Origin of the sequence: Paenibacillus sp. OK076 (genome assembly GCF_900110055.1) — a bacterium.
Lineage (GTDB): Bacteria > Bacillota > Bacilli > Paenibacillales > Paenibacillaceae > Paenibacillus.
Genome location: NZ_FOCH01000003.1, coordinates 321,490 through 339,510 on the forward strand (window position 1 = coordinate 321,490; position 18,021 = coordinate 339,510).

Consider the following 18,021-nt stretch of genomic DNA (forward strand, 5'->3'; position numbering starts at 1 on the left):
TTTCCCCTGCAGGTTTTTATCTGGTTTCTTTTTTTCGTTATGCACACATACTACACACGAACCGTTTTTTTCACTTTTCGTTTCATGCTGCGGATGATCTGCTTCGTCTCCGGATCAACACGATAGGACTCCGTTATTTTCTGAAGAGCCTTATTATACGTAAAATCGTCCAATGTGTTGTCCTGCAAATAACGCATCGTGGCTGCTGGCTGTTTCACATAAGCGATGGAAATTGCCCAGGCCACTGCCATTTTCACATAGTACCCTTCGTGATGAATGGTATCTAATGAAGCAAGCACTCTGCTGATATATTTTTCTTCCATATAAAAGTTCAACAGCATCACAACCCCGAAGCGAATGTCATACTCCTGGTTGGATACCAGATAGGGCTGCAAGAAATGCCATACCTCATCCAGATGTGTCTTTGTATATTTCAAACCACCGCAGAAGCTGTCACATACCGACCAGTTATCTATTTTGGGAACAAACCAGGCAATATGCTGCAGAAGTTCCTCAATATCCGCTTGGGCATGACCGATAACCATCGCTTGCAACATCACTTCTTCAAAATAATCATCATCAGCTGTTTTCAGATAGGCACGCCAGTCCTCTTTGACGATTTGTTTCGCCATCTTGCGTATTTCAGGCAGTCTCACACCTAGCAGATTCGTGATATTCGGAATGAGCGCAGCCGAGAATTTCTGATATTCCGGTTCGACCAGAGATAACAATTGTGTTCTTACAACCGATTCCACATGTCTCCTCCTCATCGGGTTTTCTAGATCAAGTATATCCCGGCAGCATCCATTTGTAAGCCCATATCGAATGTTTTAGCAAGATTACAATATCCTTTTCCGGTGGTCACTGTTTAACTTTCATTCCATTTCGTTTAAGAATACGGAGTTGAACCCATTTGAAATATGTTCAACCAAACATTTACACAATAACGGAGAGGACAGAAATAACCTGAAGAAGCGAAGCGTTCGCCTTTATCCCCGGATTTTCCCTTTTCAGAAAGGAATCAAAGAAATCTGGGGATAACAGCGATCGGAAGGTTGTTCTGTCATCGGAGTGCCAGTGTAAATATTCATTTGTTGAACCCATCTAGAAAGGAGACTACATATGAATCGATCCCATCCCAAAAAAGATTTTTCGGTTGAAGAGATTACGGAGCTCCTTGTGCAATTCGTGCAAACCCAAAACTTGACCGAGTTTTACAAATGGGCCAAAGAACTGCATCCCTACGACCTTTCTCTCGTATATAAAAAGTTCCCTGAACAAGAGACAAAACGATTCTTACTCTTATTCAAACCGGACGTTCTCGCCGACATGGCAGAAGCGCTCACGCTTCACGAACAGGTACATCTATTCGAACAGTTAGGCCCGGAACGCACCCTTGAAGTCATGCAGCAAATGGACAAAAGTGATCTGATTCGCTTCATGCATGATCTGCCTCTCAAACGCAGAGAAGAACTGCTATCTACGATGAATCTGGATCACTCTTCAATTATCCGCTCCGTGCTGAACTATCCACCGGAGACGGCAGGACGAATTATGACCGATCGCTATCGTACCCTGTTATCGCATGAAACTGCAAAGGAAGCGCTGAGAGAACCACAGGCTACGCTGATTCCTGCAACCAGTTATCTGTATGTCACCGACGATGAAGGTAAACTGGTTGGAGTCGTGAGCTATCAAACCCTTGCCCAGGCAGATGATAAGACCAAAGTAGAAGAGCTGATGACCCGGCGTGTCATCCATGCAACAGTTGATATGGACCAGGAAGAAGCTGCACAGCTGCTGCAGCGTTATGAGTTTATGGCTCTACCTGTCGTGGATGAGAACCGTAGACTATGCGGTGTTATCCAAATGGATGATGTCATTGATATTATTATGGACGAAGCCAGTGAAGACATCGCCAAGATGGGTGGCGGCAGTAAAGACATTGATTTTGATACCAAACCGTTAGTTGCCGTCAGACGTCGCCTTCCATGGCTGATTTTATTGTTATTTATCGGACTGATCTCGGGCAGTATCGTGGATTTTTTCGAGGACACGCTGAATCAGGTTGTGGCACTGGCGTTCTTCATGCCCATGATAGCCGGTATGACGGGGAATACGGGTACACAATCCCTTGCAGTGGTTGTACGTGGCTTGATTGGACGCAAGCTGGACAAGGCCACAGTGCTCGCGCTTATTGGCCGGGAGATTAAAGTAGGCACAATGATTGGACTTGTATGCGGTTTGCTGATCACGGTCATCGCCTATTTCTGGCAAGGTGACTGGCTGCTCGGAGCGATTATTGGAGTATCACTATTCTTCACCCTAGTTATTGGAACACTGACCGGTACTTGTATTCCTCTTCTGCTCAGTCGTTTCAAAGTAGACCCTGCGGTTGCCTCCGGCCCATTAATCACAACGTTGAATGATATTTTATCGTTGTTTATCTATTTCGGTATCGCAACTCGTTTTCTGGATGCCTTAATGTAAATATTCTGTTTCATACACGAAGAAGTGCACAGAGAAAACAGACCACGATCCAGCGGATCACGGTCTGTTTCTGTATTTCGATATACCTTTCCATCTATCCTAGAGGCTAGAGGCGTCCGCTTCAAAACTGCATTTCAACACAGAACTACGCAGATCGTTTGTTTTTATTATAAATATCGAAGGCTACCGCCAGCAACAGTACCAAACCCTTGATGCCCTGCTGCCAGTCAATACCCAACCCGATCAGGGACATCCCGTTGTTCAGAACCCCCATGACCAAACCACCGATGATGGCACCGAATACGGTCCCTATTCCTCCGGAAGCGGAAGCTCCGCCGATAAAGCAGGCTGCAATGGCATCCAGCTCAAAGTTGGTACCGGCTCTTGGCGTAGCCGCATTCAGCCGCGCCGCGAAGATCAGGCCGGAAATGGCGGCCATTACACCCATGTTGACAAATACCCAGAAGGTCACTTTTTTCGTTTTGACCCCGGACAGACCGGCAGCCTTTTCATTGCCTCCCAGTGCATATACATGGCGCCCCATCACGGTGCGGTTCATGATGAAGGAGTAGACAACAATTAATACAAACAGCAGAATCAGAATATTCGGAATGCCTGCATAGCTCGCAAGCATGAAAGTGAACAAATTCGTCACTACAGCCACGACCAGCAGCTTGAGCAGGAAGAGCCCCTGAGATACAACCTGGAAACCGTATTTTCGCTGGGAACGGCGCTCCCGCAGTTCATTTACGATATACCAGACCGTGAGAACAAGACCAACAATGATCGACACCAGACCGAGGCCAGATATTTGAATATCAGGCAGGAAGCCGGAGCTTATTTTCTGAAACCCTCCTGGAAAAGGAGAGATTGACTGGCCCTCCAGCACAATCATTGTCAAACCACGGAAGAGCAGCATGCCGGCCAGGGTAACGATAAATGCCGGAATCCGTACATATGCAATCCAGAAGCCCTGCCACGCTCCAATTAATGCACCGACCACCAAAGCAGCAATGACCGCCAGCCAGGCCGGAAGCTGCCAATCGACCATCATAATGGCGGCAACCGCCCCTACAAAAGCAGCAATCGAACCTACCGAGAGATCAATATGTCCGGTAATGATGACAAGCACCATACCGATGGCAAGTACAAGAATGTAACTGTTTTGCAAGATCAGATTCGTAATGTTGATCGGCTTGAGCAGCAGCCCCCCGGTCAGTACCTCAAACAGCAGCATAATGACAACCAGCGCGATAATCATGCCGTATTGCCGTATATTGTTTTTGAACAGTCTAGTTAACATTTCCATGCTTCCCGCCTCCTGACTTGGTCATATATCTCATCAACGTTTCCTGCGATGCTTCTTCCCGGCTGACTTCTCCCGTGATTCGTCCGGCATTCATCACATAGATTCGGTCACACAGGCCCAGTACCTCCGGAAGCTCGGATGAGATCACCAGCACACCCTTGCCCTCAGCGGCCAGCCGATGAATAATGGTATAGATTTCGAATTTGGCTCCGACATCGATGCCGCGTGTCGGTTCATCCAGAATGAGAATATCCGGTCCGGCAAAAATCCATTTGCTCAGCACCACCTTCTGCTGGTTCCCGCCGCTCAGATTGCCGGTTTTCTGCAAAATGCTAGGTGCCTTGATATTCATGCTTTTTTTCATATCCTCGGCTACCAGCACTTCCTCCCGTTCATTCACCACCGCATTTTTGGTCAGCTTGCCAAGACCCGTCAGGGAAATGTTCCGCTTGATATCGTCCATCAGAATCAGACCATATTCCTTGCGGTCCTCTGTCACGTAAGCGAAGCCGTTCTGAATCGCCTCCGTGACGCTGTTGTTCTGAATGGGCTTGCCCTCTTTGATGAGCTGGCCCGATATGCTGCGACCATAGGATTTGCCAAATATGCTCATCGCAAGCTCCGTGCGCCCTGCTCCCATCAAACCGGCAATGCCTACAATCTCGCCTCGTCTGATGTTCATATTGATCTGATCCAGCACCTTCCGGTCGGCATGATGCTCGTGATATACGGTCCAATCCTTCACTTCCAGGATGACTTCACCGATGCTCGCATGACGCTCTGGATAACGGCTGGTCAGATCACGCCCTACCATCCCGCTAATAATCCGGTCTTCAGTCACTTTGTCCTTTTTCATATCCAGTGTCTCGATTGTCTTGCCGTCCCGCAGTATGGTCACCGAATCCGACACCTTCGACACCTCGTTCAGCTTGTGCGAAATGAGAATACAGGCGATGCCCTGCTTCTTGAATTCCAGCATCAGCTGAAGCAGATTTTCACTGTCATCCTCGTTCAACGCCGCGGTAGGCTCATCCAGAATGAGCAGTCGCACCTTTTTGGAGAGCGCTTTCCCAATTTCAACCAGCTGCTGCTTACCCACACCGATGCTGGAAACCAGGGTGTTCGGATTTTCATTCAGGCCCACCTTGCCGAGTAATTCCCTTGTGCCTACAAACGTTTCTTTCCAGTTGATAATGCCTTTGCTAGTACGCTCATTGCCCAGATAGATATTTTCCGCAATTGAAAGGTAGGGAATCAGCGCCAGCTCCTGATGGATGATGACAATTCCCAGATCCTCGCTTTGCTTGATGTCCTTGAACTCACACGTTTTGCCCTGAAATAAAATATCCCCTTCATACGTTCCGTGCGGGTATACACCGCTAAGCACCTTCATCAGCGTGGATTTGCCTGCGCCATTCTCACCGCATAACGCATGAATCTCGCCTTCTCTGACCTTGAAATTGACATTTTCCAGCGCTTTTACACCGGGAAATGTTTTGGTGATGCCCTTCATTTCCAGAATTATTCCGGTCATGGGATGTGCTCCTTTCACTTTTTATTTCAGTCCGATTTCTTCTTTCGTGTAATATTGACTGCCCACAATATCCTTCTCCACGTTGGTGCGATCCACAGAAATGGGGTCAAGCAAAAAGGCAGGAATCACCTTTATCCCGTTGTTATATGATTTTTCATCATTCACTTCCGCCGTTTTTCCCTGTAATATGCTGTTGGCCATCTCTACCGTCTTCTCCGCCAGCTTGCGGGTGTCCTTGAATATGGTCTGAGTCTGTTCCCCGGCCACAATGGACTTGATCGAAGCCAGTTCGGCATCCTGACCGGTAATCACCGGCAGAGGCTTGTTCGCTTTCCCGTAGCCAACCCCTTTTAACGATGAAATGATCCCGATACTGATCCCGTCATACGGGGATAACACCGCATCCAGGTTATCTGCCGAATAATAGGCACTGAGCAAATTATCCATTCGCGATTGGGCCAAGGCGCCATCCCAGCGCAGCGTCGCAATCTGGGCCATCGTGGTCTGCTTGCTTCGTACAATCAGCTTGCCGGAATCCATGTATGGCTTCAGGACCGACATCGCGCCGTCGAAAAAGAAGTAGGCGTTGTTGTCATCTGGAGAACCGCCAAACAGCTCAATGTTATAAGGACCTTTGCCCTCTTTAAGCCCCAGCTTTTGTTCAATGTAGGATGCCTGGAGCACGCCAACTTTGAAATTGTCAAAGGTCGCGTAATACGTCAAATAGGGAGTGTTGCGTATCAGGCGGTCATACGAAATGACCTGTATGCCCTGGTCATGCGCCTTCTTGATGACATCCGTCAGCGTATTGCCGTCAACAGACGCAATCACCATCACGTCCACACCCTTGGTGATCATGTTCTCAATCTGTGAGATTTGATTCTCCACCACGTCCTCTGCGTACTGCAAATCGGTTTTATACCCCTGCTCCTGGAAAAGACGAACCATGTTCTCCCCGTCGCCAACCCAGCGTTCGGAAGATTTCGTTGGCATCGAGATGCCGACATACCCTTTTTCCTTGCTGCCAGTTTCACTCTCAGCCAGGTTGCAGGCAGAGAGCATCAAGGTCATCACCAGCAGCCAGATGATCAGTGCTCCTTTTTTCATATGAACTTCCCCTTTCCTCAAATCATACGGACTTGAATGAATGATAAGATAACGCTTACAATGCATCCGATACATACAAGCTGTTGTTCCTGTCTGAGACCCATCTTATCATCACGGAACAGGAAGGTCTTTGCTGCATTTGAACCTTTTTTATAAATTTTTAACTTTTGTAACCAACGGGTTCAAGGATCAGGTGAAGAACAGGCCTGTTGTACGGAATAAATCATTTAGACTTCAGCTAACAACAAAAAAGGACCCGCTCCGCTTGGTACAAGCAGAACAAATCCCTTGATGAGAAACCCTTTTGAAACCAGCCTATTCACACTCCGATGAGACGCCCTCTCTTGTACCACCGCCTTTGCGATACTGTACAGGCGAGATGCCCATCGTTTTTTTGAACGCGGTACTAAAATAATGCTGCGTATCGTACCCTACATGCTCTGCAATCCGGTGGACAGGCAATGACGTAGAGTCCAGCAGCTGCACAGCCTTACGGATGCGGGCATGCGTGACAAGTGTCACGAAGGAGTCGTTCAGCTCTTTCTTGAGCACCCGGCTCAAATACACAGCAGATACTTGCAGGCGGGAAGCGAGCGACTCCAGCGTCAGATTCCGATCCGTATAGTCCTCTTGAATAAGCTGGCGTGCCCGGCGAACCAGCGGGGACAAACGGGCTTGTCCATATATAACTTCACGACACTCGCGATAGGTAGCCGGCGCTTCCTCCAACGTACCCATGTGCGTCTCCATATGGACGTGAACGGCAATATTCAGACAGGAGCTGACGGACTGTTCAATTGTGGACTCCATATCTGCAGAGGCCGCCTGCCACAGACATATACCAATTAACCCGTTCGGTTCCCTGAACAGTACATACGACAGGTCCCTCAGCAGTTCACTGATAATATTTTCCACAGCAAAAAGGAACAATTGACGATCATTTTCCCGCATAATGGTCTGTCTCGCTTCTGCCGCAGGCCAACGCACGATTCCGATCTGCACTGGCGGCGCAGAGGGCAGACGCAAAAACGAGAGCTGCTCGATCAGCTTCTTTTCCTCCGCTTGTCCTTCCAGCCACTCCAGACAAAAGCGTTGGCGCAGCAGTGGGATATTGCGTTCAATCTGATCCGCAGCCTGTCTCACATACGCCGTACGCTTCCGTTCTTCATCCAACCGCTGACGCAGACGTGCAAGCGCCGAATATAGCTGTTCTGCCTGTACAGGCTTCAAAATATAATCCTCTACCCCTAGCCGAACCGCCTCCTGGGCATAAGCGAATTCATCATGCCCGGACACGATCACACAGCGGCAGTTCGGACAGTCGACCTGAAGACGGCGAATCAGATCGATCCCGTTCAGAAAGGGCATGTTCATATCAACCAAGATGATATCCACACCCAGAGCTGTAGCCAGTTCCAGCGCTTCCTCGCCATCCTCTGCTTCTCCGGCAACCTCCATGCCCAGTGCTGTCCAGTCGGTTGAATCCCGAATGCCCTCCCGAATAATGGGCTCGTCATCGGCAATCAGCACCCGGTAACGCTTCTCCAAATTCCCTGTCTCTGTCGCAGCCAAAGCTGTCATCTCATCCGCTGACGTCCATGTTGTCTGTGGATTGAACTTTTTCATTCGCTCTCCTCCCCTCTTCCCTGTCCAGTGAACCCGCTGGCGGAAGCTGCCGCAGCAGCGGGTGAATGATCGTCACACTGGTGCCTTCTCCTTCTCTGCTGCCCAGCATAATGCCATATTCTTCACCAAAGGAAAGCCGCAGACGGGCCTGTACGTTCAACATGCCATAGCTCTTGCCAGCCTTCCCGGACGACGACGCGGTTTCCATACTTTCCAAAGGCGCTGCTAGCAGCTGCTCCATCTCCGCAAGCCGTTCACCGGACATGCCCGCTCCATCGTCCTGAACCAATAGCACCAGTTTTCCGTTTTCTGTTTTGGCCTCCACCCGGATTTTGCCTGGCCCTCGTCTGCCTTTGATTCCATGATAGATGGCATTTTCCACGAGGGGTTGGAGCAGCAGCTTGAGCACAAACAACTCACGCATATCCTCCGGTACGATCAATTCGTACTGTAGACGATCACGGTATCGGGTCTGTTGAATTTGCAAGTAACTGGTTATATGCTCAAGCTCGGCATGCAAAGGGATGAAGTCATTGCCTTTGCTAAGGCCGATGCGAAACAGTCTGGAGAGAGCGCCAACCATCTCGGATACATCGTCCGCGCCTTCTTTGCGAGCCATCCAATGGATCGTATCCAATGTATTGTATAAAAAATGAGGTTTGATATGCTCCTGCAGGCTGCGCATTTCGGCCTCCCTTTTCTGCCGTTCCTTCAGTTCATTCAGGGATATAAGCTGCCGGATCTGAACCAGCATTCGGTTAAAGCTTCTGCCCAGCATACCGATCTCATCGGCGCGGTCGCTCCAGCGGCCCGCCATGAGATTGCCCGTCTCCGCTCTGCGCATATAAGACATAAGCCGGAAAATGGGCTGCGCAATGGAACGCGAGAACCACAAGGAGGCGCTCAGACCGAATAAACACACCACAAACACAAAGCTGACCACATAAAACTGAATCTGACGCACCTCCGTGGTCGATTCCCGTGCAGGAAATACGCCTACCGTTCTCCACCCCGTAAACGCGGAGGACTGATAGAGGAATAACAGCTCCCTCCCATCCGCTTCAGCATTAAACGTCCCGCTGTCACCGGATGGAAACCATTCTGCGGGAATCTGTTCCACCAACGGATGCTCCGGCATATAGACGCTCCGTCCTTCTGCATCCGTCACCATCACATAACCGGATTTCCCCAAAGTGACATTCCTTGCAGCCTGAGAGACGGTTCTCAGCTTGAGGTCAATCATAATGACGCCCAGTACACGTCCCGAGGCTTCATCCGTTATGGAACGGGCAACGGATACGATCTCATTATCCTTATACTGTACGTGTGTTGTAATATTGCGATCCAGCGGCTGACCCAGCACTGTAAAAATGCCCGGATTCGCCGCAGCCCTCCTGTACCAGTCCTCCCGGGTCAGGCTTTGCCTCCCACGGGGGTACATCTCATTACTGATATAGTCACCGCGTCCATTAGCAAGAACGATTCCGGCAATCTCAGGATACAACGTCGTGAAGCCCTGCAAGGTTTGCTTAATTCCATACAGCTGATCCTGATCAGACACATTTCGTTCCTTCTTGGAAGCAATTGTGCCGGTGCCGGTGCCGGTGCCGGTACCTGGATCGTTATCCGATGTTGTTTTTCCTTGCATAAAAGCGATAATATCCGGATCAAAGGCAATCAGATACGTCATGTTTTGCAGGTTCTCCATCTTGCTGTCGAGTGCTTCATTCACTTTGCCAATGAGCTGCATTGTATGACCCTCCACCTGTCGCTCAACAATCCGTTCCACCGTCCAGTTCACTAACAATCCCAGACCTACGGAAGGTACGATGGCAAATAACAAAAAGAGCAGCATCAGCTGATAACGCAGCTGCATATTGCGTAAGCGCAAACGGTACAGGCTCCTCTTCATCCAGAGGCGAATGGGTGCCCGTATCAAGGAACTATTCTGTTGATTCTGTTTATTTGGCATAATAATCATCCACATTCACGCTTGTCACCACGGAAATTCCGGTGTCCACCGTCACTGGCAGCGGTGCATTCTCACCGGAGGAGGATGGCGCAGGTACGGTTAGCTGATGATGCAGATGGAACAAATATTGAAGCGACCAGTATCCCATGTTCCAGGTTCCCTGCGCAATTGTAGCCGAAATTGTGCCGCTCTTAATCATATCCAGCGTGGCCTTGTTGGTATCAAAGGATATAATTTTGAGCGAACGACCTTCGCTTGAATTTTGGACAGCTTCACCTGCACCTGCCCCTCCGGTCGCCTCGGTCACAAAAATCCCTGCCAGCTTCGGATGAGCCTTCATCATTCTAAGCGTCTCGTCTCTCGATACGATCGTATCTCCGTGTCCATCCGCGACTTCAACCACCTTCATTGAGGGATACCGCTGCTCAATCGTATCGCGGAACCCCTTGGTCCGTTCCTCATGATTCTGCTGCCCCGGCAGGGTCAGCACGGCGACTTCACCTTCACGGGCCATCAGCTCGGCCATTTTATCAGCAGCCGTCACACCCGCCCTGTAATTGTCCGTTCCGAGAAAAGAATACGCCCGGCTTCCCGGTGCATCGGCATCAAACAGCACCACCGGTATATCCGCGTCCAGTGCTTTAGTAATGGCCGGGATCAGCGATTGCGGGTCGATGGCAGATATGGCGATTCCCGCGGGCTTGCGTGCAATGGCCTGCTCAATCACCGTTGTCTGCTCCTTCGCATCATACCGGGTCGCTCCACGGTATTCTACGGTTACGCCAAGCGCATCCCCGGCATCCTCGAAACCTTTCAAGGGACTCTTCCAATATTCCAGGCCGGACTGGAATGTAATCATGATGTACGTTTCGCCGATATCCCCGCGCAGCCCCCGGTCTTCCCAGGAGCCATTCACCTGACTGGAATATTCGAACCGAAGTACATACAATACAAACGCCGAGATTAGCAAAATATAAACCAGCAGCATTTTTTTCATTCCATTCACTTCCTCAAGTGGTGTCGCAGTCAACATTCTGCTTAAATTGTAAACGCAATCATGTAAAAAGGAAACAGCCCTTCATATTCGGAATTCATCTTTCTTTTCCTGCTCATGTGCACTCTGCTGCAATAATGTACTATAAGCCAATGCCTCCCCGCAGTATGATCATGTAACTACAACTCGGGGAGGCCCTATGAATCTTACAGCTTTTTTCATCTATTGTATTGTCGTTACGTTTACACCTGGCCCCAGCAATATTGTGATTCTCACTTCCGTCGGGCAGGTGGGTCCTCGGAAAACGATGGAGTATGTGTGGGGAGCCACCGTTGCATTTGGCATGTTACTTGCTGCTTCTGCTCTTCTCAATCACCTTCTCGCTGAGATATTGCCTGGCATTCTCCAAGTGATGCAGATCGTGGGTAGTGTTTATATGATATATCTGGCTTATCAAGTCTATAAAATGGGTTCCACCGAGACGGCATCAAAGCAAGTTACGGGTTTTCTGAACGGTTTAATCATGCAGTTTGTGAATCCAAAAGTAGTTCTGTTCACGTTCACAGTTATTCCCAGCTATGTGCTGCCGTACTACGACAGCACCATGTCAACGTTTCTGTTCGTAATCATCATTACCATCATCGGCTTCTTCGCCTATTCCAGTTGGGTCGTGTTTGGCTCCGTCTTCAGAACGTTACTCAATCGTCATCAAAAAGCAGTGAGTATCCTTATGGCTCTTTTTTTGATATACTCAGCCATTATGGTCTCGGGAATCATCTAACGCGCGGGAGGTGTGTACAGCATGGAATTGTTTAACTATAAGAAATCACAGGACGTCTTGGCTCTATCCGCCAGCTTTACGGATTTCACCTATAAAAAACATTGTCACGAGGAATATGCGGTTGGAGTAACGCTTCGCGGTATTCAGCAATACCATCTGGACGGACACTATCAGGCCTCCCACAAAAACGGCGTGATGTTATTCAACCGGGAACAGTCCCATGATGGAAGCTCCTATGACAAGGCTGGCATAGACTATGTCATGCTTTATCTGAAGCCCGATTTGGTCGAAGAGGTTCTAGGGAAAAAGGAATTGCGTTTTAATAGCCCGATTGTCTATGACCCTGTGCTTGCACGAAGCATCCTGATGCTGAATGATGCCGTTCAAAACGGACAGGATGAAGCCAAGTGCAGTGAACTGCTCTTTGACCTGTTGCAACTGCTGTCCCAGTCGGAAATGGACACCAAGCTATGGCGGCCTCAGGACAATCTGGTGCGAAAAGCGAAAGAAATGATGTTTTGCAGTATAGAAGATGTGCTGAAGCTGGACGACCTGTGTTCAGAATTCAACATGTCCAAGTTTCAATTTATCCGCGAGTTCAAGTCCCATGCCGGCATTTCGCCTTACCAGTTTTTTCTGAATTGCAAAGTGGAGCGTGCCAGACAGTCCATTGAAACGCACAAGGATGTTTACTCCGCTGTAGCCGAATGTGGTTTTGTTGATCTGACTCATCTGAACAGACACTTTAAACGAGTATTCGGGATCACGGCTTATGAATATATGCTGCAGTTAAACTAATTGAATCGGTACGATTATCCGACCAAATGTATAAAATCCCCGCATGGAACGCGAGCTTATCTCAAACGTTCCACACGGGGATTTATTTTTTCGTTCGTTCCCGTTATACCATTTCCCCTTGAATCAGATCTTAACTTCAGGCGCGCTTCTTCCTTCTCCAGATCCAGCCACTTACCAATATAAGCATTAGAATAACCCCACCATATATTATGAAATAAAATGACCAACTTCTTCCATAATCGGCTTCTCCAAAATCATCCTGACTCACTGCTTTTCCTGCTCCCAGCAGCTTCAACGCATCTCCAGCTTGATTTACGGAAATATTGCCACTGCAAAGATTCGTATGCAGTTTATTGTCCATTTTATTCTGATAAGCAAAGATCAGATAGGACTGGTCTTTCTCCAATTGAATCCCACAAGATTCCGAACCGGCATCATTTCCCATAACGGTCATTCGTTTAGATGAAACTCCCTTCCAAGCGGTATCCACGTCAAAGGTATATGCTCTCAACCGGTCAGGGCTGAATATTTGTGTACCGCCCTTCTTTACCACTTTACCTGTAAAAACCGCCGTGGACGTCTTCAGTTTCTCTTGGGCATTCGCTTCTACACAGCTGCAGGCATAAGCTCGGCCATCCGGTACCAACGCCAATCCGGCTGTAATAAACAGCAGAACGAACGCTACGATCATTATACGCTTCATTACTTTTCCCCTTCTGGTTTTGAATTGAACGTCACTCGCTATCATTATGGAATAGTATAACACACCAAAAAATCCCCTTTATGGGGATTTTTCCGATCTATCACTTGGTTGGTGATCCACCAGCCTTTTCATTATTTAAGAAATGACTGAGAAATCTGTTTTGCCGTTTCTGTCATAACCGAGTCACCGGACATCACGGTTAAAATACTCGCTCGCGTATTTACATTCATCTTCTTCAGAATATCTATCGTTTTGACGGCATCGGTCTGAAATAATTTTTGGATCAGCTTGGCGGCTCGTGGGGAAGGCATTTTTGAGAAGGTATGTACTAGTTCCTGGACTGATTGACTGGCGATGTCGCTGTTTTGCTTATTGATTTTACGCTGAATGAGCGCGAGCTCATGATCCGTAACCACCGAACGAGGTTTCATTTGCACCGAAAGGATGCCAACTCGATCCGGGTCCATTTTACTCCATATTTTCGCTCGCTGTTCTGTGGACATCTCGGTCATGGCATACACAATCTCCAGATCGGTCAATGGTGCAAGTGCCGCTGCAGCCTTGCTTGGAGGCATATCGGCATAAGTTCTGGCGATGTCCTTAGCTGCCGCAATATGATCTGTTGAAGGTACAGTTGGCAGCGTCGAGGTTATGGAAGCTGTAGCCTGTGACTGAACGGATTGCTGTGCTTTCGACGAAGCTCCGGGTAGCGTTTTCTGAGCTTGACTGACTGGTTTGGCAGATACAGCAGGCAATGTGGCATGGACTCCAGCTGCATTCTCTACGGTATGCAGCACAGTGTCCTTGACCGAAGGAATCAGGAAAAATGCCGCTGCTCCTGCAGCGCCAATGCAGATCAGGGCAATAAGCCACCCCATCCCGGATGATTTTTTCTTTCTTGAAGTTTTGGATGCACTCTTAGCTTGTTCAGGCTTGATATTGGACTGGCTCATTATGACCACTTCTCTCTCGTACTGGGGTTAAGTCCAGTCTAGACATTTTTCATTAAAATTTGATAAGAAAACTACATTACTTTTTTTAATGTTTTCCAATTTGAATGTTGTACACTGGACTTGGTAAGCTTAACCTGTAAGCTCGATCTGATGCTTCCAAATTTAAGGAAGGACCGATTCTGATGAGAAATATATTGCTGATTGAAGATGAGAAAAATCTGGCTCGTTTTATAGAACTGGAATTGCAACATGAAGCCTACACGGTCAGTGTAGCCTACGATGGAAGAAGCGGACTTGAACTGGCACTGGAACAGGAGTGGGATCTGATCCTGCTCGATCTGATGCTGCCCGGCCTTAACGGCGTAGAGGTGTGCAGAAGAATACGCAATATCAAACAAACACCCATTATTATGATTACGGCTCGGGATGGTGTCATGGATCGGGTCATGGGACTCGACAGCGGAGCCGATGATTATATTCCTAAGCCCTTTGCCATTGAAGAGCTTCTGGCACGGATGAGGTCCTTGTTTCGCCGTTCCAACAGCGGCAGCGAGCATTCCGTACTGATTCATCATGGATTGCAGCTGGACCTGGAGGCGCGCATGTTCAAGAAAGACGGAGAGGCTGTTGAATTAACCCGGCGTGAATTCGACCTGCTCGTCATCCTCATGCAAAATATAGGCCGAGTCATGACCCGGGAGATGCTTCTGGATCTGGTGTGGGGATACGATGCTGACGTGGAGACCAATGTGGTTGATGTCTATATCAGTTATTTGCGCAGTAAAATCGATGGTGTGGGCTCCAACAGCTTTGTGCAAACGATACGAGGCTTGGGTTATGGAATTCAGAAATGATGCGCTGGATTCGAACATTCCTTCCCCGCTCCCATTGGTCTATCCGCTGGAAATTGACGATCTGGATTTCACTGCTGCTGATCACGCTGTTTATTGTGTATAACATCGTTCAATACTTTGTAATTAATAAATGGCTCATTGATCAGGAACAGAAAAGTATGGAAAAAAGCATGAATGAGATGGAAATCTACCTGCTAGAAAAAGATGTGTCAGCAGCAGAAATTGCAGATTACCGTTCTTTTATGACAAAGTTCAATCAGGAGAATCAGATGATCCGCATTCTGGATCAGGAAGGAACGGTGCTTCTTAAAGTAACCGATCGTCTTCCTGAACAGTGGGTGGAGCCGCAAGCAGTGCAAAAACGCGTTCTGATTAATGCCTGGCATTACGAAGATCATCTGCTCATTATGAGATCACCACTCATCACCACGAATTTTAGCGGAACGATTGAGATGGTAACCAATCTGGAAAATACCGATAAACTAAGCGATATGCTGCTGCTGGTCATGTTTGGCGGGGGAATTGCTGCTGTCGGTTTAAGCATTCTGGGCGCAAGTGTCCTTTCACGACAGTTCGTGAAGCCTATTACGACCATGAATGCAACGATGATCCAGATTCAGCAGAAGGGACTTCATAAACGCGTGGATGTGCCGGATCAGCATGATGAGTTGACCAACCTCGCTCGAATGTTTAACCGCCTAATGGATGAGCTGGAGCTTTCGTTTCAGCAACAAAAGCAGTTTGTGGAAGATGCCTCGCACGAGTTGCGTACACCAGTGGCCATCATTGAAGGACATATTAACCTGTTGAAACGTTGGGGCAAGCATGACCCGGATATTTTGAATGAATCCCTGGATGTTTCGGCTCAGGAGCTTACCCGGTTAAAAACGATAGTGAATGAACTGTTATTACTTAGTCAGGCCGAGTCTGGACACATTGCAATGGAAGCTGCTGTCGATCTTCGCCAGACGGTACAGCATGCGCTTGCCAATGTTGTGCAGCTGCACCCGGATGCTGCCTTTGACATTCATATGGAATTCATATCCGGTATTGAAGTGAAGATACTTCCTCAGCACATGGAGCAGATTCTAAGGATTTTGGTTGATAATGCCGTTAAATATTCACCGGTTACCAAAGAGATTCGGGTTCAAGGAATACGACGTGACAACGATGTATGTATTCAGGTTACTGATAAAGGCATGGGCATTCCGGCAGAGGATTTGCCGTATGTTTTTGACCGCTTCTACCGTGTTGATAAGGCACGTATTCGCGAACAAGGGGGGACCGGCTTGGGACTCGCCATTGCAGAACGCCTCGTTAAACGATACAACGGGCTAATATTCATCGATAGCCGTGTGGATGAAGGAACGACCGTAACTGTCCTGCTTCCCACATCTGCATTCTGAAAGTCGGACACCAACACCAGACAATAATAAAGAGGGTAGCACTACAGCCCTCTTTATTCACCAGTGTGGCGTCCTTACTTCCGGCAGAATAGCGGATTCACAGCTTCGGGTGAACAACCGCTCACTTGCTGTCTTCAGAATGAAGTGTTCTGGCCTGATGAGGGATGAACAGGGCTGGAAGTTTCATACGGATGAAAATACGCCCGATTCCCCAGGCGCTTGCCATACCAATGAGAGCCCCGGCAGCTACATCGGAGGGATAGTGTACGCCAGACCATACACGGCCAATCATAATGAAGGTGGCGATGAGAACCCAACCCCACCGATACCTGACGCGACCCAGCCAAAATGCAGCGGCACATGCAAAGGCAACCGTCGCATGGTCACTTGGAAAGGATGCATCAGCGCTATGGCTGATTAATTGAATCACCGAATGGGTCACAAAGGGCCGGTCTCTGTGCAGCAAGTGACCTATAACAAAGCTGATAGCAGTCCCCGCACATGCTGCCAATATGGCTTGCAGCACAATCATGCGTTTTTTTTGACTCTTCGATATCCAATACACAAACATTCCCGCAGGATACATAAAAAGGGCATATTTCGCAAAAAATATCATGATGCCATCCAAATACGAGAGGTGCATCGCCTGTTGATTAATCCAATGAAAAAGCTGGTAATCCAATCGTATAAAAGACATAAGTAATCCCCTTTTCCCAATTTAATGAACCTAGATCTAATCATAGCCCATTATTCTGGGAGCAGCTTTAAGGGTAAATTAGAAAACGATAAGAAAAAAGACACCCTGGAGGAACATAACCATTGAAGCAAAATTTGAAAAAAAATATTTCCATTCCGCTGCTCACCGCAGCGCTAAGCCTTGCTATATTTGCAATCATCGCTCTGTCCATCAGTGATAATCAGATTCACCGATTTGACGACACCCTAATAACCTGGATTCAGGGCATGGAATCCCCTAGCATGACCCGGTGGATGGAGCTGTTCACCTGGATTGGCAGCGGCTTGCCCGTCGTCGCTATTACCCTTATTTCGATGATCGTTTTGTATGTCTTTTTAGGACACCGACGGGAGCTTCTTTTTTTTGGCTGTGTCATCGCAGGCTCTGCAATACTAAACACCCTGCTGAAGCTCGTGTTTCAGCGTGCGCGCCCCACCATACACCGGATCATTGAAGCGACCGGGTACAGCTTCCCCAGCGGACACTCCATGGCAGCGTTCAGCCTGTACGGCGGACTGGCCTTCCTGATCTGGAAGCATGTACCTACAACAGTCGGACGAATAGCGATAATAGTTGTAAGCGCAGCCTTCATCCTTACCATTGGCATGAGCCGCATCTATCTGGGCGTGCATTATCCCAGTGATGTAGTTGGAGGTTACTTTTTGAGCGGATGCTGGCTGGCAACATGCATATGGTTCTACCAACGCTATCTGGAGCGAATCTCCCTTCTACAGTCTAAACCTCTGACTTGAGCAAGC

General features: G+C 48.4%; 16 protein-coding genes. 6 read left to right on the top strand and 10 right to left on the bottom strand.

The window, feature by feature from the left end; genetic code table 11:
* Positions 1 to 50: 50 nt before the first annotated feature.
* A complete protein-coding gene (locus tag BMY78_RS23995) occupies positions 51 to 755 on the bottom strand; it encodes a DNA alkylation repair protein (RefSeq protein ID WP_090903882.1) in 705 nt (234 codons plus the stop codon).
* A gap of 367 nt (positions 756 to 1,122) precedes the next feature.
* On the opposite strand from BMY78_RS23995, the gene mgtE reads away from it, so the two are divergent.
* Positions 1,123 to 2,490, top strand: coding sequence for a magnesium transporter (gene mgtE / locus BMY78_RS24000; RefSeq protein ID WP_090903883.1), 1,368 nt, complete (start codon positions 1,123 to 1,125; stop codon positions 2,488 to 2,490).
* Between the two features lie 145 nt (positions 2,491 to 2,635).
* Here the strand turns inward: mgtE and mmsB are convergent, their stop codons facing one another.
* The 6 genes from mmsB to BMY78_RS24030 form a co-directional block, all read right to left on the bottom strand.
* Positions 2,636 to 3,799 carry a multiple monosaccharide ABC transporter permease gene (gene mmsB / locus BMY78_RS24005; RefSeq protein ID WP_090903884.1) on the bottom strand — a complete coding sequence of 388 codons (1,164 nt, stop codon included), beginning with the start codon at positions 3,797 to 3,799 and terminating at the stop codon, positions 2,636 to 2,638.
* Positions 3,783 to 5,333, bottom strand: a complete 1,551-nt coding sequence (gene mmsA / locus BMY78_RS24010) for a multiple monosaccharide ABC transporter ATP-binding protein (RefSeq protein ID WP_090903885.1) — start codon at positions 5,331 to 5,333, stop codon at positions 3,783 to 3,785. Before mmsA ends, mmsB begins: the two co-directional genes overlap by 17 nt.
* A gap of 21 nt (positions 5,334 to 5,354) precedes the next feature.
* On the bottom strand, positions 5,355 to 6,440 hold the full coding sequence (gene chvE / locus BMY78_RS24015; RefSeq protein WP_090903886.1) for a multiple monosaccharide ABC transporter substrate-binding protein: 1,086 nt from the start codon (positions 6,438 to 6,440) through the stop codon (positions 5,355 to 5,357).
* 315 nt (positions 6,441 to 6,755) lie between these two features.
* A complete protein-coding gene (locus BMY78_RS24020; protein WP_256222391.1) occupies positions 6,756 to 8,021 on the bottom strand; it encodes a response regulator transcription factor in 1,266 nt (421 codons plus the stop codon).
* Position 8,022: 1 nt separating this feature from the next.
* Positions 8,023 to 9,942 (bottom strand): cache domain-containing sensor histidine kinase, encoded by a 1,920-nt coding sequence (locus BMY78_RS24025; protein ID WP_256222392.1) that lies wholly within the window; start codon positions 9,940 to 9,942, stop codon positions 8,023 to 8,025.
* 85 nt (positions 9,943 to 10,027) lie between these two features.
* The gene (locus BMY78_RS24030) at positions 10,028 to 11,035 is read right to left on the bottom strand and encodes a substrate-binding domain-containing protein (protein ID WP_090903888.1); all 1,008 of its coding nucleotides are present in this window, start codon (positions 11,033 to 11,035) and stop codon (positions 10,028 to 10,030) included.
* A gap of 196 nt (positions 11,036 to 11,231) precedes the next feature.
* On the opposite strand from BMY78_RS24030, the gene BMY78_RS24035 reads away from it, so the two are divergent.
* Together BMY78_RS24035 and BMY78_RS24040 are read left to right on the top strand one after the other, a co-directional pair.
* Positions 11,232 to 11,813, top strand: a complete 582-nt coding sequence (locus tag BMY78_RS24035; RefSeq protein ID WP_090903889.1) for a LysE family translocator — start codon at positions 11,232 to 11,234, stop codon at positions 11,811 to 11,813.
* 21 nt (positions 11,814 to 11,834) lie between these two features.
* Positions 11,835 to 12,611, top strand: a complete 777-nt coding sequence (locus BMY78_RS24040) for an AraC family transcriptional regulator (RefSeq protein WP_090903890.1) — start codon at positions 11,835 to 11,837, stop codon at positions 12,609 to 12,611.
* A gap of 136 nt (positions 12,612 to 12,747) precedes the next feature.
* Here the strand turns inward: BMY78_RS24040 and BMY78_RS24045 are convergent, their stop codons facing one another.
* Positions 12,748 to 13,314, bottom strand: coding sequence for a hypothetical protein (locus tag BMY78_RS24045; RefSeq protein ID WP_177185858.1), 567 nt, complete (start codon positions 13,312 to 13,314; stop codon positions 12,748 to 12,750).
* 131 nt (positions 13,315 to 13,445) lie between these two features.
* Entirely contained in the window at positions 13,446 to 14,267 is an 822-nt protein-coding gene (locus BMY78_RS24050) for a hypothetical protein (RefSeq protein WP_090903892.1), read from the bottom strand.
* A 182-nt stretch (positions 14,268 to 14,449) separates the two neighbouring features.
* Between BMY78_RS24050 and BMY78_RS24055 the strand changes: the two genes are divergently transcribed.
* Both BMY78_RS24055 and BMY78_RS24060 read left to right on the top strand, forming a co-directional pair.
* Positions 14,450 to 15,121: a response regulator transcription factor gene (locus BMY78_RS24055; RefSeq protein ID WP_090903893.1), complete on the top strand. Its 672-nt coding sequence runs from the start codon at positions 14,450 to 14,452 to the stop codon at positions 15,119 to 15,121.
* On the top strand, positions 15,118 to 16,527 hold the full coding sequence (locus BMY78_RS24060) for a HAMP domain-containing sensor histidine kinase (RefSeq protein WP_256222357.1): 1,410 nt from the start codon (positions 15,118 to 15,120) through the stop codon (positions 16,525 to 16,527). Before BMY78_RS24055 ends, BMY78_RS24060 begins: the two co-directional genes overlap by 4 nt.
* A 121-nt stretch (positions 16,528 to 16,648) precedes the next feature.
* Here BMY78_RS24060 and BMY78_RS24065 read toward each other — a convergent pair whose 3' ends face one another.
* Positions 16,649 to 17,224 (bottom strand): undecaprenyl-diphosphatase, encoded by a 576-nt coding sequence (locus BMY78_RS24065; protein ID WP_090903895.1) that lies wholly within the window; start codon positions 17,222 to 17,224, stop codon positions 16,649 to 16,651.
* A gap of 122 nt (positions 17,225 to 17,346) precedes the next feature.
* Between BMY78_RS24065 and BMY78_RS24070 the strand changes: the two genes are divergently transcribed.
* Complete coding sequence (locus BMY78_RS24070) at positions 17,347 to 18,015, top strand: phosphatase PAP2 family protein (protein WP_090903896.1); 669 nt, start codon at positions 17,347 to 17,349, stop codon at positions 18,013 to 18,015.
* The last annotated feature ends 6 nt before the right edge of the window (positions 18,016 to 18,021 follow it).

What these genes read in the sequence shown, in the direction of transcription:
- BMY78_RS24030 (WP_090903888.1), bottom strand. Translation starts at nt 11,035, where the DNA reads ATGAAAAAAATGCTGCTGGTTTATATTTTGCTAATCTCGGCGTTTGTA.
- mgtE (WP_090903883.1), top strand. Translation starts at nt 1,123, where the DNA reads ATGAATCGATCCCATCCCAAAAAAGATTTTTCGGTTGAAGAGATTACG.
- chvE (WP_090903886.1), bottom strand. Translation starts at nt 6,440, where the DNA reads ATGAAAAAAGGAGCACTGATCATCTGGCTGCTGGTGATGACCTTGATG.
- BMY78_RS24065 (WP_090903895.1), bottom strand. Translation starts at nt 17,224, where the DNA reads ATGTCTTTTATACGATTGGATTACCAGCTTTTTCATTGGATTAATCAA.
- mmsA (WP_090903885.1), bottom strand. Translation starts at nt 5,333, where the DNA reads ATGACCGGAATAATTCTGGAAATGAAGGGCATCACCAAAACATTTCCC.
- BMY78_RS24060 (WP_256222357.1), top strand. Translation starts at nt 15,118, where the DNA reads ATGATGCGCTGGATTCGAACATTCCTTCCCCGCTCCCATTGGTCTATC.
- BMY78_RS24025 (WP_256222392.1), bottom strand. Translation starts at nt 9,942, where the DNA reads ATGCAGCTGCGTTATCAGCTGATGCTGCTCTTTTTGTTATTTGCCATC.
- BMY78_RS24035 (WP_090903889.1), top strand. Translation starts at nt 11,232, where the DNA reads ATGAATCTTACAGCTTTTTTCATCTATTGTATTGTCGTTACGTTTACA.
- BMY78_RS24020 (WP_256222391.1), bottom strand. Translation starts at nt 8,021, where the DNA reads ATGACAGCTTTGGCTGCGACAGAGACAGGGAATTTGGAGAAGCGTTAC.
- BMY78_RS24050 (WP_090903892.1), bottom strand. Translation starts at nt 14,267, where the DNA reads ATGAGCCAGTCCAATATCAAGCCTGAACAAGCTAAGAGTGCATCCAAA.
- BMY78_RS24040 (WP_090903890.1), top strand. Translation starts at nt 11,835, where the DNA reads ATGGAATTGTTTAACTATAAGAAATCACAGGACGTCTTGGCTCTATCC.
- BMY78_RS24055 (WP_090903893.1), top strand. Translation starts at nt 14,450, where the DNA reads ATGAGAAATATATTGCTGATTGAAGATGAGAAAAATCTGGCTCGTTTT.
- mmsB (WP_090903884.1), bottom strand. Translation starts at nt 3,799, where the DNA reads ATGGAAATGTTAACTAGACTGTTCAAAAACAATATACGGCAATACGGC.
- BMY78_RS24045 (WP_177185858.1), bottom strand. Translation starts at nt 13,314, where the DNA reads ATGAAGCGTATAATGATCGTAGCGTTCGTTCTGCTGTTTATTACAGCC.